The following is a 15412-nucleotide window of genomic DNA, read 5'->3' as shown; positions in this document are numbered from 1 at the left end:
TGGGACTTGAATCGGCTGCCTGTGCAGCGCTTAAATTTATAATACGACTTGGCATGTAAAGCTGTGTTTAAGAAGCGTAAATAATCGTAAAGGGCGAGTTTAGCTATGATCCCAAAGCTTAATTCACAGTACACTATATTCAGCAACCACCGTTTTGATTGAACGGTTTATATTGAACGACGGTTGGCTGTAAACGATGGATTGGCAGTTCGTAATGTTTTTGAGGTAACCATGGCACACATCCTACTGATTGATGACGACACAGAATTAACCGGCTTGCTGAAAGAAGTTTTAAGCTATGAAGGGTTTGACGTATCCGAAGCTAACGATGGAGAAGCTGGGCTACACGCGGTCAATGACAGTGTCGATTTAATTTTGCTCGATGTCATGATGCCTAAGCTCAACGGCATGGAAACGCTGAAAAAAATACGCGAAAAATGGCAGACACCCGTGCTGATGCTCACCGCCAAAGGTGAAGAAATTGATCGCGTGATAGGTTTAGAACTGGGGGCTGATGACTATCTTCCAAAACCGTTCAGTGACCGAGAATTATTGGCAAGAATTCGTGCAGTACTGCGCCGTACTCAGCAACATCAAAACAAACATTCAGACATGATTGAATGCCAAGACATTCAGGTTTTTCCAGGTAAGCAAGAAGCTTACTGCCAAGATGAATTGCTCGATCTCACGTCCACAGAGTTCGCCCTATTAACCCACTTTGTTCAAAACCCGGGCAACACCATCACCAAAGAAGATCTGAGCCTTGATGTACTGGGCAAAAGGTTAGCCGCTTTTGACCGCGCCATAGACATGCATGTTTCAAACCTTCGTAAAAAACTGCCTGAACGCGCAGATGGAAAAGCGAGAATCAAAACGCTTCGAGGGAGAGGTTACCTAATGGTGTTGGAGGATTAATGCGTTTACCAACATTCAACAATCTCTATGGGCGCATCTTTGCCATATTCTGGCTCACCATGTTTTTGGTGCTGCTGGCAGTATTGGCCATTCCCCATTTAGATCCACGAAAATCTCGCGACTTACCGCCAGAGATGCATCAACGCATCATCGTGCAGAAAGAGATGCTTGAAGAGCATTTTAGAGACGAAACCAATCTCACGCGTATTCTGATGTTCCTTGAGGGAAATGGAAACCGTGGTTTCGGGCCGATGAAGCATAATGAAGACCGAGATGAGCGGCCACGTTTCTTTGTCACTGATTTAGACGGTAACGTGTTAACCGCCCGCGAACGTCCAGATTTCAAATACAAGGCACTGCAAAACTTTGCGACCAGTATTGAATCCATCGATAAGCCGCAGCAACGCCTATATGGTCGATACATGATTGCTGGGCCTGTGCCTGTTGTTTTAGCCAAACGAAACCTGTTGCTCTATGTCGGTTTCCGCTGGGATCTACCACCACCTTTGTTACTTCAGTTGTTTGATAAACCAGTACAACTGCTGTTAGCCGTTATGTTAGTCAGTACTCCGCTTCTGTTATGGCTTGCCTGGGCACTGAGTAAGCCAGCACAACGTCTGGCACAAGCCGCTCAGCGCGTGGCGCGTGGACAATTTGAAGCAGACCCAGATCTTGAGAAAGGTACTATGGAGTTTCGTCAGGCTGGCCGTAGCTTCAACCAAATGGTTGAAGCCGTAAACCTAATGATCTCTGGCCAGCAGAGACTACTGTCTGATATCTCCCACGAGCTGCGTTCTCCACTTACCCGCTTACGTATGGCTAACGCACTGGCAACCCGCAAACAAGGTACCAGTAGCGAACTTGAGCGAATAGACACCGAAGCTCAGCGCTTAGAACAGATGATTGGTGAATTGCTCGAACTGTCGAGAATGCAGACGAATAGTCACCTGAGTAGTGAAGAGCAACCTCTGCGTAGCCTCTGGGAAGAATTGCTTAGCGATGCTCAGTTTGAAGCAGAGCAAATGAATAAAAAGCTGCATTTTGATGATATTCCTAATGTCACTATTTCTGGTAACCCAAAACTATTAATGAGTGCCTTAGAAAACATCGTTCGTAATGCTATTTATTACAGTAAAGACAACATCGTTGTGCACTTTTCTGCCACTGATAATCAGTTGACAGTATCGGTAGAAGATGACGGAGATGGCGTACCCGACGACGAGTTGTCGCAAATTTTTCGCCCGTTTTATCGCGTTTCAACAGCGAGAGACAGACACAGTGGCGGCACAGGTTTAGGTTTAGCCATCACCGAAAGTGCGATTCGTCAGCACAATGGCGTGATTGAAGCTAGCCGCAGCTCACTCAATGGCTTAAAAGTTCAGTTCACCTTGCCAATCTAATCAAGATTCACTGTAACTTGTGATTTATGGGGCGAGAGATTTATACTCGCCCCTTATTTAACAGTCCCACCACAAAAGATTAGGTCTTGTGATTTCACAAACCTGGTAAGGAAATTAACCGTTATGTTTGATATTGCTCTGTACGAGCCAGAAATCGCCCCTAACACAGGAAACATTATTCGTTTATCCGCAAACTGTGGTGCGAACCTTCATTTAATCGAACCGCTTGGCTTTGATTTAGAAGAAAAAAAAGTACGCCGCGCCGGTCTGGATTACCACGACTTAGCACGAGTGACTCGCCATAAAGACTATAACGCCTTTCTGAACTACCTAGCTGAGCGTGGCGACTACCGCATTTTCGCCTGTACTACCAAAACAACAGGGCATCATGTGGATGCCAAATTCCAAAAAGGTGATGTGCTGCTTTTCGGTCCTGAAACACGCGGCCTTCCAGCCGAAGTTATCGAGAGCTTACCGATGGAACAGCGCATCCGTATTCCAATGATGCCAGATGCGCGCAGCCTGAACCTGTCTAACGCTGTTGCCATTATTGCGTTTGAAGCGTGGCGACAAATGGGATTTGAAGGAGCGTTGTAATCTCTGTGTACTCTGCTCATAGCGGTAAAAAATGATAGATCAAAAAAGCTCTGGCACAGACCAGAGCTTTTTTATTGGGGATTCAATACTCAGTGAAGGCGATGATTTGAATTCTGATCATCATCATCGTCTTTTTTCTCGAATTCACCATCAAAGGTCTGTCCCTGATGGGAATCATGCGGACGGTGAGGATCACGCTCAAAATGGCTGGAATGAAAACCACCTGACAGATTTGACACCACCACTTTGCTCATTAGGTATTTAGCAATCATCGCACGCGGCGCTGGTAATAGAACCAACATACCCATCGCATCTGTCATAAAGCCTGGGGTGAGAAGTAAAACACCCGCAACCGCAAGCATCACACCTTCAACAATTTGCTGTGCTGGCATTTCACCGCGTTGCATGCGTTGTTGAACAGTAAGCAGCGTTTGCAAACCTTGACTTCTGACTAAGGAAGCCCCGACAAACGCGGTAATCAAAACCAAAGCAATCGTCGGCCACAAGCCCAACATACCGCCGACTTGAATAAACAAGCCAATCTCGATAATAGGCACAGCAATAAATAGAATTAGTAAAATCGGAAACACGGCTCCTCCTTATTTTGCTACACCTTAGCGCCAACAATTCGCCAGCGCAATGGAAAAGCGTCTTAGGCTCAACTACCTTTTAAGTAGATTTTGAGCCAGAACTATAACTATGAAGCGAATTTCCAGCACTATCAAAACCGGTATTGTGTTGTGGCTTGTGTTGTCACTCGTTCCGCTCGCCTATTACTTTCATCTTAAAGACAAAGCTCATCAGTTTTTTATCGCTCACTTAGAAGCACAAGGGCTGCAGTTCCTCTCGTATGTAGACTCCAAAGCTCGACGTACACACTCGCAAATTCAACAGACTTTTTATGAATTAAGCCATTCGTCTCTGCTCAATGATTTTGCCGTGAACAGAAATCCTCAATTTCGTCATTATCTTGAAAGCCAGTGGTATCTGGCAGCCTTCAACTCAACGCTTTTTTACCAATTGCGTTTTATCGATAACCGAGGCTACGAGGTAATTCGGGTTGATTACATGCCCAACATGTCCCATCCCTATGTGGTACCCAATGACCGACTACAAAACAAAAGCAATCGCGACTATTTCCTTTACGCCCAAAAACTGGCGAATGGAGAGCAAGGGCATTTCGGTATTGACTTAGAATTTGAGAACGATAAACCCATCATTCCCTACAAACCCGGATACAGAATCATTTACCCAATTATTGCCAACTCAGTCAGACAAGGGTACTTCGTTGCCAATCTAGATGTTATGACCATCATCGAACAAATCACCAGCAACACCCAAAACCTGAATGTCGATTTCATCGATAATCACGGTTACTACATCATTAGCAGCGACAAAAATAAATTGTTTGGTGATCTAATTCAGTCTCGCTCAGATAACAATTTATCCTTAAAAAACGGAGAGGTTTGGCGAGCCATTCAACAGAACCAAAGTTCCGGTAATAGCGTCTTAACAGACAGAGGGTTATATATTTTCCAGCGCTTTAGCAGTCCCTTATTTGGTTCACAGAATAGTTTAACCATGCTGACCATGTATCCACCGTCTGCCATTTCTGGGCTACTTTCAGAAAGAACCAAACAGCTCAAAATTGAAGCCACGGTTATTTGGTTATTTCTGGGGCTTCTCTCAATTATAATTGCGATGTTTATGGATGCGTTTCGACGCATTAAGGCAGACCAAACCTATGCTGAATATGCGATAGAAAACAGTATGGCAGTGGTGGTCACCGATAAGAATATGAGAATACTGAGGGTTAATACTGGCTTTTGTAACTTGGTAAACAGCGATGTAAGTTTATTGCATGGTGGCAACATCATCGATTTCTTTCAGTCTCAAACGAAACAAAGTCTGATTCAAAGGCAGCTTTCGATTCGCGGGATGTGGCAAGGACACCTATCCTTACACACGACTGATAATAAAGAAGTCATTTGCCAAACTGAAATACATGCGATTTTGGGGAAACTGAAAAACATTCAATACTATGTCTATTCCTTTACCGACATTTCCGAACATCACAACACCATTATCACACTCAAGGAACGTACAGAGCGCGACCCTGCGACGTCTTTGTGGAACAAGAAGAAATTCGACCAGAACCTCCAATATCAAAGTCGCTTAAAACAACGCTATGCCAATCATCCGACTTGCTGCCTTGCTGTGCTGGATATAGATTCGTTCAAGCAAATTAACGACACATTTGGGCACACCGTTGGCGATGAGGTCATTTTGTATATCGCCAATCAACTGCGCATGGTACTGCGCGATACCGATTTTATTGCACGAATTGGCGGTGATGAGTTTGCGGTACTGATCCAACATACCGATCTTGCACAAGCGAAAGCGCTCATGCAGCGTGTCACTACAGATATTAGAAACTGGACACTTTATGATGTGACAATCAGCGTTGGGTTGGCCGAAGTGACATCCGATGCAAACCAGACTTTCTCAAACGCAGACCAAGCCATGTACCGCTCTAAACGCAAAGGAAAGAATTGTGTTTCTATTCACGGCCAAGAAACTTTGAACGTTTTAGAGTCACACTCTCCATAAACTTGATTTTTACTGACATAAAAGGTGACGAAGTTACTATTTTTTAATTACAACTTAAGTATCATACGTTGCTATATCAGGACGGTTTTCCAGCCAATTATTCTGATGAATGGATTCTTAATACAGATACGGCTTACTGTAATCAATATCAATAGAATTATTCTCTAAGGATCCAACTATGGCTACTCTATTTGAAGCTACACAAACAGCTCAACCAGCCAATCGTATTGAAGAAGATCTACTAGGTCAACGTCACGTCCCTGCTGATGCCTACTACGGTATCCATACACTTCGAGCAATTGAAAACTTTAACATTTCCAGTGCAACGATATCTGATGTTCCTGAGTTCATTCGTGGCATGGTAATGACCAAGAAAGCGGCCGCTCTTGCAAACAAAGAGTTAGCCGTTATTCCAAAAGATGTCGCAAACTACATCATTCAAGCGTGTGATGTGATCCTTGAAACAGGTAAGTGCATGGATCAATTCCCGACAGATGTATTCCAAGGCGGCGCTGGTACTTCAGTCAACATGAATACCAACGAAGTCATTGCCAACTTAGCGCTAGAGCTAATGGGCAAAGAAAAAGGCCAATACCAGTTCATTAACCCGAATGACCACGTAAACCGCAGCCAATCTACCAACTGTGCTTACCCAACGGGTTTCCGCATTTCTGTATACAACAGCGTGCTAAAACTGATTGAAGCGATTGAGTATTTGAAAGGTGCGTTCGAGCTTAAGAGCCAAGAATTCACCACTGTAATCAAGATGGGTCGTACACAGCTGCAAGATGCTGTACCAATGACTGTGGGCCAAGAGTTTCACGCTTGGGCGGTAACATTGAACGAAGAAATTCGTGCTCTGGAATACACCTCTAAGCTACTGCTTGAAATTAACCTAGGTGCAACCGCAATCGGTACTGGCTTAAACGCAGCACCGGGTTACCAAGCTTTGGCAGTAAAACACTTAGCAGAAGTAACAGGTTTAGAAGTTGTACCGGCTGAAGATCTTATCGAAGCAACGTCAGACTGTGGTGCATACGTAATGGCTCACGGTGCGTTAAAACGCCTAGCAGTGAAACTGTCTAAAATTTGTAATGACCTACGTCTGCTTTCTTCAGGGCCTCGCGCAGGCTTAAATGAGATAAACCTTCCTGAACTTCAAGCAGGTTCTTCTATTATGCCGGCGAAAGTAAACCCTGTTGTTCCAGAAGTGGTAAACCAAGTGTGCTTTAAAGTACTTGGTAACGACAACACTGTGTCTTTTGCAGCTGAAGGCGGTCAATTACAGTTGAACGTAATGGAGCCAGTAATTGCTCAAGCGATGTTTGAATCGATCTCACTGCTTTCAAATGCGTGTGTAAACCTTCGCGACAAATGTATTGACGGTATTACAGTCAATAAAGAAGTTTGCGAAAACTACGTGTTTAACTCTATCGGTATCGTGACCTACTTGAACCCATACATCGGTCACCACGAAGGTGACATTGTAGGTAAAATCTGTGCCGAAACAGGTAAAAGCGTACGAGAAGTGGTTTTAGAGCGTGGACTACTTACGGAAGATGAGCTTGATGACATTTTCTCTGTAGAGAACTTAATGCGCCCGCAATATAAAGCTAAACGCTACGAGTAATTCTCTGTTCATTGTTAATATAAAAGGAGCTTAGGCTCCTTTTTTCTCTTCTATAACAATTAAATTGATTCATATCAAAAAAATCACTAATAACTTTAACTACATACTCTTGAATAAAATTCCATAAAAACCTTAAAAGAAAACAATAACAGCCAAAAGAAAAAGAGAGCAAGCAAAACTAAAGAATAGAATTTCATTAAATATAACAAAATACCCCGAAATTATTTTTCAATTATTCTCTCCAAAATCCCCCCTCCATTGTTTTGTGAGGAAATGCAAAGTTAGTTATATCTAGCCAAATTAAAATCCCAATAAGAATTAAATCGAAAGCCTAACAACTAAATAAACTTATTATTTTTATAATGAAAAATAATACTTTTCTAATGCGTAGTAATTAATTCACTACTTCATAAGATTTTAATATCCAATTTATTGAAATAGGGAATAATAATTTTAGCCACTGAAAACATTGGGATTATAGGTCCAAATGTAAGGAGATAGCTATGACAACCCAAACAGTATCTACGGAACCTAAAGGTGGATTCTTTTCTAACTTTAAATTTCCTTCTGCTTATACAATCTTATTTTTATTAATTGCTCTCGTAGCTGCCCTAACTTGGGTTGTTCCCGCCGGACAATACGAGCGCACAATGAACGAAGATTTAGGCCGAGAAGTGCCTATTGCTGGTACATATCAGCCAACCGAAGGAAACCCTCAAGGAATCATTGATGTTTTAATGGCACCGATTGATGGCTTCTACAATCATAACAGCTACGAAGCAGCGGCTATTGACGTATCACTGTTCATTTTGGTTATTGGCGGTTTTCTAGGCCTTGTGACAAAGACAGGGGCTATAGATGCGGGCATCGCACGAGTAACAGCGCGCCTTGAAGGCAGAGAAGAACTGATGATTCCAATCCTAATGGCCCTATTTGCCACAGGAGGAACTGTCTATGGCATGGCAGAAGAGTCACTACCGTTTTATACCCTGTTAGTACCTGTCATGATGGCTGCAAGATTTGACCCCGTTGTCGCTGCAGCAACAGTGCTACTTGGCGCGGGCATTGGTACTCTCGGTTCAACCATTAATCCATTTGCAACGGTTATTGCAGCTAATGCGGCTGGAATCCCGTTTACTGACGGCATTTTGTTAAGAGTAGCTATGCTTGTCATTGGCTGGGTTGTTTGCGTGCTCTACGTTATGCGTTACGCAAAAATGGTTCGAGCTGACCAAACAAAATCCATTGTGTTTGACAAGTTTGAGGAAAACAAAGCGCACTTCCTCGGAAGCCAAAGCGATGAGTCTATCGAATTCACTGGCACTCGAAAGCTTATCCTAACGATATTTGCCGCTGCATTCGGTGTGATGATTTATGGTGTTTCCGTTGCAGGTTGGTGGATGGCAGAAATATCAGCCATGTTCTTAGGTGCAACTATCATCATTGGTTTGGTAGCACGCATGAGTGAAGAAGAGTTCACTAGTAGCTTTATAGACGGAGCTCGAGATTTACTAGGCGTTGCATTAATTATTGGGATCGCTCGAGGGATAGTCGTAGTAATGGATCAGGGAATGATTACCGATACTATCCTAAACTCTGCTGAACAAGCAGTGACTGGGCTTTCTTCAGTAATTTTCATCAACGTAATGTATTTATTAGAAATTCTACTCTCTTTCCTCGTCCCGTCATCTTCAGGCTTAGCGGTGCTAACCATGCCTATCATGGCTCCACTAGCCGATTTTGCTGGAGTAGGAAGAGAGCTGGTAGTCACTGCTTACCAATCAGCATCGGGTATTGTGAACCTCATAACTCCAACTTCAGCTGTTGTTATGGGTGGTTTAGCAATTGCGCGTGTTCCTTATGTTCGTTGGATAAAATGGGTTGCACCTTTATTGGGTATTCTGTGTATTTTAATTATGGCTACACTAAGCATTGGTGTTTTCCTGTAGAACTTTCCTGCCCCATCAGCCGCGCTAAGCGCGGCTTTTTATTGCCGAATGTAGACTTCACGTCAATGCGTTAGCGCCCTCCTCCAACACTCCCACTTATATTTATTGCCGCAATTTCTCTTAAACAAGGCGGCTCAAATAAATACGACTCCTGTCGTTCAGATATCAAGCATGCTGATAGCCCCTTTTCCAACGAGGCAGCTTCCATCTGCCCAACAACGTCGCTCATTCACTTCCATCCTTTTTTAAAAGAAAATTTGATATTCGGGATAATTAGCACACATATCGGAAATATTATTCTAACTATATTTATCACAATAATTGTGAGATTACTTTTTATAATTAATAGAATACAAAATGTAATCCGAAGATAGAAACCACTCTAAAACACACCTAAAAAACAACTTGCTTTAGATCAAATTTCATCAATTTATTTTGTTAACAAACACAAAATAAAGACTAAAGAAGTAACTAGCTACTCTGATTTCCTGCATATAAAAATAAAAAAACCATGCAAAAGACGTCTAGAACAGTGAATAAAATTCCCATTGATTCACCGCACGCATATACACAATAGATAAATACATGTGTTCGCCAATGAGTAAATCGACTTATTTTTCATTAAATCACTTCATTTACCCAAACAAAAATAGAAAAACAAAATGAATAATTTTTGTTAAAAACACCTTTCAACCACAATAAATCCATAAATAACAATTTGTGATTAATATCCAAGAAAGGTAGGAAACCCACCGTAATATAAATATCAGAACAAAGAAAAAACTAATTATAAAACACCCTATAAACGCTATTAAATAATTATGTATTTAATAGGATTGGAAACAAAGAATATAGAGAGATACGATTATGAGTAAGTTATATGTAGGTTCAGAAATCGGTCAGCTACGTCGTGTTTTAATTCACCGCCCAAGACGTGCGCTCTGTCATTTAACTCCATCAAACTGCCATGATTTATTGTTTGATGATGTATTGGATATCGAACGTGCGGGCAAAGAACACGATATTTTTGCCAATACTCTACGTAACGAAGGTGTTGAAGTACTGCTACTCACTAATTTGCTCGCTGAAACATTGGACGTTCCTGAAGCCAAAGAATGGCTACTCAACACGCAAATTTCTGACTATCGCTTCGGTCCAACGTTTGCCAACGACCTTCGCTGTTATCTAAATGATCTTCCAACTATCGAATTAGCCAAAATACTCACGGGTGGGCTTTCATTCGGTGAAATGCCTATGAAGTCATCTTCCTTTATTCAGCAAATGAACAAAACCAATGACTTCATTATTAAGCCATTGCCAAATCACTTGTTTACCCGTGATACCTCTTGCTGGGTTTATGGCGGTGTTTCAATCAACCCGATGGCTAAAGTCGCTCGTCAAAGAGAAACGAATCACTTACGCGCAATTTATCGCTGGCATCCAACTTTCGCAGGTCAAGATTTTGTTAAGTACTTCGGTGATGAAGAACATAGCTACGACAAATCTACAATTGAAGGCGGTGATGTTCTGGTTATTGGTCGTGGCGCTGTTTTGATTGGTATGTCAGAACGCACGACACCTCAAGGGGTTGAACAACTAGCATCATCCCTATTTAAACACGGACAAGCGAAAGAAGTGATTGCTCTAGAACTGCCAAAAGATCGCTCATGCATGCACTTGGATACGGTAATGACACACATGCGTGAAGATACATTCTCTGTGTATCCCAATGTAATTCCTGATGATGTGAATTGCTGGAGCTTAACAGGCGATGAATCAGGAAGAGTAAAAGCAACTCAGAAAGACTCCTACATTCACACCATTGAAATTGCGTTAGGCATCGACAAGTTAAACATGATCACTACAGGTGGCGACAGTTTTGAAGCAGAACGTGAACAGTGGAACGATGCGAACAATGTTCTAACCGTGCGTCCTGGTGTTGTGATTGGTTACGAACGAAATACCTATACCAATGAGAAATACGATAAAGCAGGTATCACAGTGTTGCCTATTCCTGGAGATGAGTTAGGCCGTGGTCGTGGCGGCGCTCGCTGTATGAGCTGCCCAATTGAACGTGACGATATCTAATCATTAAATTCGGGTTGTGGTGCGTTTATCCCTACCACAACCTAAGCACAAGGATAATAACTCATGACTAAACAAACAGTCGTCGTCGCTTTAGGTGGCAATGCCTTACTCCGTCGGGGTGAGCCTTTAGAAGCAGACATTCAACGCCACAATATTGAAATCGCCGTCAAAACGATTTCTGAAATAGCTCAGGAATATAACGTGGTATTAGTGCATGGCAATGGCCCTCAGGTTGGGCTCCTAGCGCTACAGGGACTGGAATACAAGAAAGTAAACCCTTATCCACTTGATGTTTTAGGTAGTGAAACACAAGGCATGATTGGCTACATGCTAATGCAGGAGTTCAAAAATCGGTTACCAGAGAGAAATGTCACTTGCATGCTTACTCAGATGACAGTTGATCCCAAAGATCCTGCATTTATTAACCCAACGAAGCCTATTGGCCCTATTTACCAAGAAGCGGAAGCCCGTGAATTAGCAGAAAAATACTGTTGGACAGTGAAACCTGATGGTAGCCACTTTCGCAGAGTGGTTCCAAGTCCAAAACCAACTGGAATCATTGAACATGAAGCCATCACTCAATTAATTAACCAAGGCCACTTAGTAATCTGCACTGGCGGCGGCGGTATTCCGGTCAAACGAGAGAACGGAAAGCTGATAGGAGTGGAGGCCGTCATTGATAAAGATATGTCTGCTGCATTCCTTGCGAAACAGATTGGCGCTGATGCGCTGTTAATTCTGACCGATGCAGATGCTGTCTATTTGAATTGGGGGACGCCAACTCAAACAGCCTTACGCAGTACAACACCAAGTGAGCTATCTCATTACCAATTTGATGAAGGTTCAATGGGTCCCAAAATTGAAGCCTCTTGTGAATTCATCAAACAAGGTGGCACCGTCGTAGGTATTGGCGCTTTAGAAGATGGCCTTCGAATTTTACAAGGTGAAGCGGGAACCAATATTACTCGCGACTAAAAACAAATTAACAAGATAACTTAATGATTATTCGAGCGGTTACTTCAATCAAGTAACCGCCGAACAAGAGGATAACATCATGGCTTTTAACCTACGTAATCGTAACTTCCTAAAATTACTCGACTTCACTCCACGCGAAATTCAACACATGTTGGATTTAGCCGTGGAACTCAAAAAAGCCAAATATAACGGCTATGAACAACCGCGTTTAAAAGGAAAAAATATCGCTCTGATCTTTGAAAAAACCTCAACCAGAACGCGATGTGCATTCGAAGTCGCCGCGTTCGATCAAGGCGCGCAAGTCTCTTATCTTGGTCCTTCAGGCTCACAAATTGGTCATAAAGAGTCAATGAAAGACACAGCTCGAGTACTGGGCCGTATGTACGACGGTATTGAATACAGAGGCTTTGGCCAAAGTATTGTGGAAGAACTTGGCAAATATGCCGGTGTTCCAGTGTGGAACGGGCTAACTGATGAATTCCATCCGACCCAAATCCTTGCTGATTTTATGACCATGCTAGAACATGGACGCGGTAAACAGCTTCATGAAATTAAGTTCGCTTATCTTGGTGATGCTAGAAACAATATGGGTAACTCTCTCATGGTTGGTGCGGCCAAAATGGGTATGGATATTCGCCTTGTCGCACCAAAACAGTTCTGGCCAACGGCAGAACTTGTTGAAACCTGCCGTTCTATTGCTAAAGACACCGGTGCAAAAATTACATTAACAGACGATGTTAATGAAGGCGTTATGGGATGTGATTTCCTTTACACAGATGTTTGGGTCTCTATGGGTGAAGCCAAAGAAGCATGGGCTGAACGTATTGACCTTATGCTCCCTTATCAAGTCAATATGGGAATGCTTAAAGCAACGGGTAACCCACATGTGAAATTTATGCATTGTTTACCAGCATTTCACGGTGAAGACACAACGGTCGGCAAAGAGCTAGCGCGTGAATACCCTGTTTTAAAAGATGGTGTTGAAGTCACCAACGAGGTCATTGAATCTGATCATTCTATTGTGTTTGACGAAGCGGAAAACCGCATGCACACCATAAAAGCCGTGATGGTTTCAACTTTGGGTGATTAATGCCCAAGTGAGCCATTTCACTTATCCCAATGCGAGCTGAATAAAGCTCGCATTATTTTCCAAAGCCTAAATAAAAATTTTTATTCGAGAGGCTAGTAGCATCAATGTGCGCCCATATGTTTCAAACATGAAGGCATTTTCGCATAAAAATCCATTTTCTGGATATTTTAGCCAAAACATTGAAAGCGCTATTTTTGTCCGTATAATCCTCAAAAATTTTTAATCGGAGGCATGACATGAGCAACTTTTTCTTACCATCGCGTTGCAAGTCTCGTCTGAATCAGACGGGATATCCTGTTTTGTTTTTCCGTTTTTATCCAATTTCTAGCCTCCTATTTTAGGGGGCTTTTTTTTACTTAAATTTCGCTCTCATGATGAAGCGTATAAAACACAAAAAGGAACAAACGTTATGGCGCATTCGTTATTTAACCGACACATCATCTCGATTCCAGAGCTTACTCGAAGTGAACTGGAACTCATCGTGGACACAGCAGCAAGATTAAAAGCTGAGCCCAATCCTACATTGTTAAAGAATAAAGTCGTCGCGAGCTGTTTTTTTGAGCCATCAACTCGTACACGCCTCTCTTTTGAGACAGCAGTTGAGCGCTTGGGAGGAAGTGTGATTGGTTTCGACAATGGAGGGAATACTTCTTTGGCCAAGAAAGGGGAAACGCTTGCAGATTCAGTACGAGTCATTTCTTCTTATGTGGACGCATTTGTTATGCGTCATCCCCAGGAGGGTGCTGCACGCTTAGCTGCAGAGTTTTCTAACGGTGTGCCAATCGTAAATGGTGGTGATGGAGCAAACCAACACCCGACTCAAACACTGTTAGACCTGTTTTCTATTTATGAAACCCAAGGGCATCTGGACAACCTAAATATCGCTCTTGTTGGGGACCTAAAGTACGGACGTACCGTTCACTCTCTAACCCAAGCCCTAGCGAAGTTTAATAACGTAAGGTTCTTCTTCATCGCACCAGAAGTACTTGCGATGCCTGAATACATCTGTCAGGAGTTGGAAGAACAAGGAATACAGTTCAGCTTGCATAACAGTATTGAAGACGTCGTTCCGGAGCTAGACATCCTATATATGACCCGCGTGCAAAAAGAGCGTTTTGACGAGTCTGAATACGCACACATCAAGTCCGCGTTTATTTTGACGGCTGATACGTTAGCAGAAGCTCGTGATAACTTGAAAGTTCTGCATCCGCTTCCACGCGTCGACGAAATTACTACCGATGTCGATAAAACACCTTACGCCTACTACTTTCAGCAAGCAGAAAACGGTGTCTACGCTCGCGAAGCCCTTTTAGCTCTAGTTCTCAACGAAACGATTTAAATGCAGGAGACACCATCATGACTAAAAAACATCAATTGCAAGTTGAAGCCATTCGCAACGGCTCTGTCATCGACCATATCCCTGCAAATCTGGGAATCAAAATATTATCTCTGTTCAAGATAAATGAAACAAATCAACGTATTACTATTGGTTTAAACCTGCCTTCATCAGAGCTTGTACAAAAAGACCTGATAAAGATTGAAAATGTTTACCTTAGCAAAAGTCAGGCAAATCAATTGGCTCTTTATGCCCCTAATGCCACCGTCAATCAAATTGAGAACTATATGGTGGTCAATAAACTAAAGTTGACTCTACCTGAACAGATTACGGGAATATTTAGCTGCCCAAACAGTAACTGTATCTCGCATGGAGAGCCGGTCGATAGTCAATTTAACGTCTTTAAAAAAGAAAAAAATGTGCAGTTAAAATGCCATTATTGTGAAAAAGTATTCTCTCGCGAAATAATGACTGAATCAAAATAGTACCCACAACCACACAGTGTTCAGTCCGACGCTAAACACTGTGTGGTTTTTCGCTTTTCCCTAATATGCATAATCTTTCAAAATCAACATAATTATCCAAAATATTATTAAATTAATAGTTTTTTATTTGGTGATCTTATTCAAAAACCCAATTATTTATCGATGCTATTCTGCTCATCGATTAGTTTTCAAAATAATATGCGAAAGCAATTTTCTTTGAATTAGGATACATCTGGTCCTAATGAATCTCTCGTTAGATGCCATCGTCACTCTAAGGATCTGAGTGTGTAACAGAAAAGGGATGACCACTATTTTTCACGCAAGAGCGTAGTTAGAT

The 15412-nt window shown here is 42.3% G+C and carries 12 protein-coding genes; 11 read left to right on the top strand and 1 reads right to left on the bottom strand.

Annotation, left to right across the window (positions count from 1 at the left end):
- Positions 1-231 precede the first annotated feature (231 nt).
- From L3V23_RS14020 to L3V23_RS14010, 3 genes are all read left to right on the top strand, one after another.
- Positions 232-915 carry a response regulator gene (locus tag L3V23_RS14020; RefSeq protein WP_237292429.1) on the top strand — a complete coding sequence of 228 codons (684 nt, stop codon included), beginning with the start codon at positions 232-234 and terminating at the stop codon, positions 913-915.
- Positions 915-2315, top strand: a complete 1401-nt coding sequence (gene cpxA / locus L3V23_RS14015) for an envelope stress sensor histidine kinase CpxA (RefSeq protein WP_102966340.1) — start codon at positions 915-917, stop codon at positions 2313-2315. The genes L3V23_RS14020 and cpxA overlap by 1 nt, the downstream gene beginning before the upstream one ends.
- 123 nt (positions 2316-2438) lie before the next feature.
- Entirely contained in the window at positions 2439-2912 is a 474-nt protein-coding gene (locus tag L3V23_RS14010; RefSeq protein ID WP_042484930.1) for a tRNA (cytidine(34)-2'-O)-methyltransferase, read from the top strand.
- A gap of 89 nt (positions 2913-3001) precedes the next feature.
- Here the strand turns inward: L3V23_RS14010 and L3V23_RS14005 are convergent, their stop codons facing one another.
- Positions 3002-3502 (bottom strand): FxsA family protein, encoded by a 501-nt coding sequence (locus L3V23_RS14005; RefSeq protein WP_042484927.1) that lies wholly within the window; start codon positions 3500-3502, stop codon positions 3002-3004.
- Between the two features lie 109 nt (positions 3503-3611).
- Here L3V23_RS14005 and L3V23_RS14000 point away from each other — a divergent pair, with 109 nt between their 5' ends.
- The 8 genes from L3V23_RS14000 (at position 3612) to pyrI (ending at position 15075) form a co-directional block, all read left to right on the top strand.
- A complete protein-coding gene (locus tag L3V23_RS14000) occupies positions 3612-5522 on the top strand; it encodes a sensor domain-containing diguanylate cyclase (protein WP_102966341.1) in 1911 nt (636 codons plus the stop codon).
- Positions 5523-5700: 178 nt separating this feature from the next.
- Entirely contained in the window at positions 5701-7152 is a 1452-nt protein-coding gene (gene aspA / locus L3V23_RS13995) for an aspartate ammonia-lyase (protein WP_042484923.1), read from the top strand.
- Positions 7153-7655: 503 nt separating this feature from the next.
- Positions 7656-9101 carry a YfcC family protein gene (locus L3V23_RS13990; protein WP_102966342.1) on the top strand — a complete coding sequence of 482 codons (1446 nt, stop codon included), beginning with the start codon at positions 7656-7658 and terminating at the stop codon, positions 9099-9101.
- Positions 9102-9968: 867 nt separating this feature from the next.
- A complete protein-coding gene (gene arcA / locus L3V23_RS13985) occupies positions 9969-11189 on the top strand; it encodes an arginine deiminase (protein ID WP_042484918.1) in 1221 nt (406 codons plus the stop codon).
- Between the two features lie 63 nt (positions 11190-11252).
- On the top strand, positions 11253-12164 hold the full coding sequence (gene arcC, locus L3V23_RS13980; RefSeq protein WP_042484915.1) for a carbamate kinase: 912 nt from the start codon (positions 11253-11255) through the stop codon (positions 12162-12164).
- A gap of 79 nt (positions 12165-12243) precedes the next feature.
- Positions 12244-13254 carry an ornithine carbamoyltransferase gene (locus L3V23_RS13975; RefSeq protein ID WP_102953940.1) on the top strand — a complete coding sequence of 337 codons (1011 nt, stop codon included), beginning with the start codon at positions 12244-12246 and terminating at the stop codon, positions 13252-13254.
- Between the two features lie 409 nt (positions 13255-13663).
- Entirely contained in the window at positions 13664-14593 is a 930-nt protein-coding gene (gene pyrB / locus L3V23_RS13970) for an aspartate carbamoyltransferase (RefSeq protein WP_042484909.1), read from the top strand.
- Between the two features lie 17 nt (positions 14594-14610).
- A complete protein-coding gene (gene pyrI, locus L3V23_RS13965) occupies positions 14611-15075 on the top strand; it encodes an aspartate carbamoyltransferase regulatory subunit (RefSeq protein WP_042484905.1) in 465 nt (154 codons plus the stop codon).
- The last annotated feature ends 337 nt before the right edge of the window (positions 15076-15412 follow it).

Origin of the sequence: Vibrio sp. A1-b2 (genome assembly GCF_021726015.1) — a bacterium.
In the GTDB taxonomy this organism is placed as follows: Bacteria; Pseudomonadota; Gammaproteobacteria; order Enterobacterales; family Vibrionaceae; genus Vibrio; species Vibrio diazotrophicus.
This window is presented reverse-complemented; position numbering and strand designations above follow the sequence as displayed.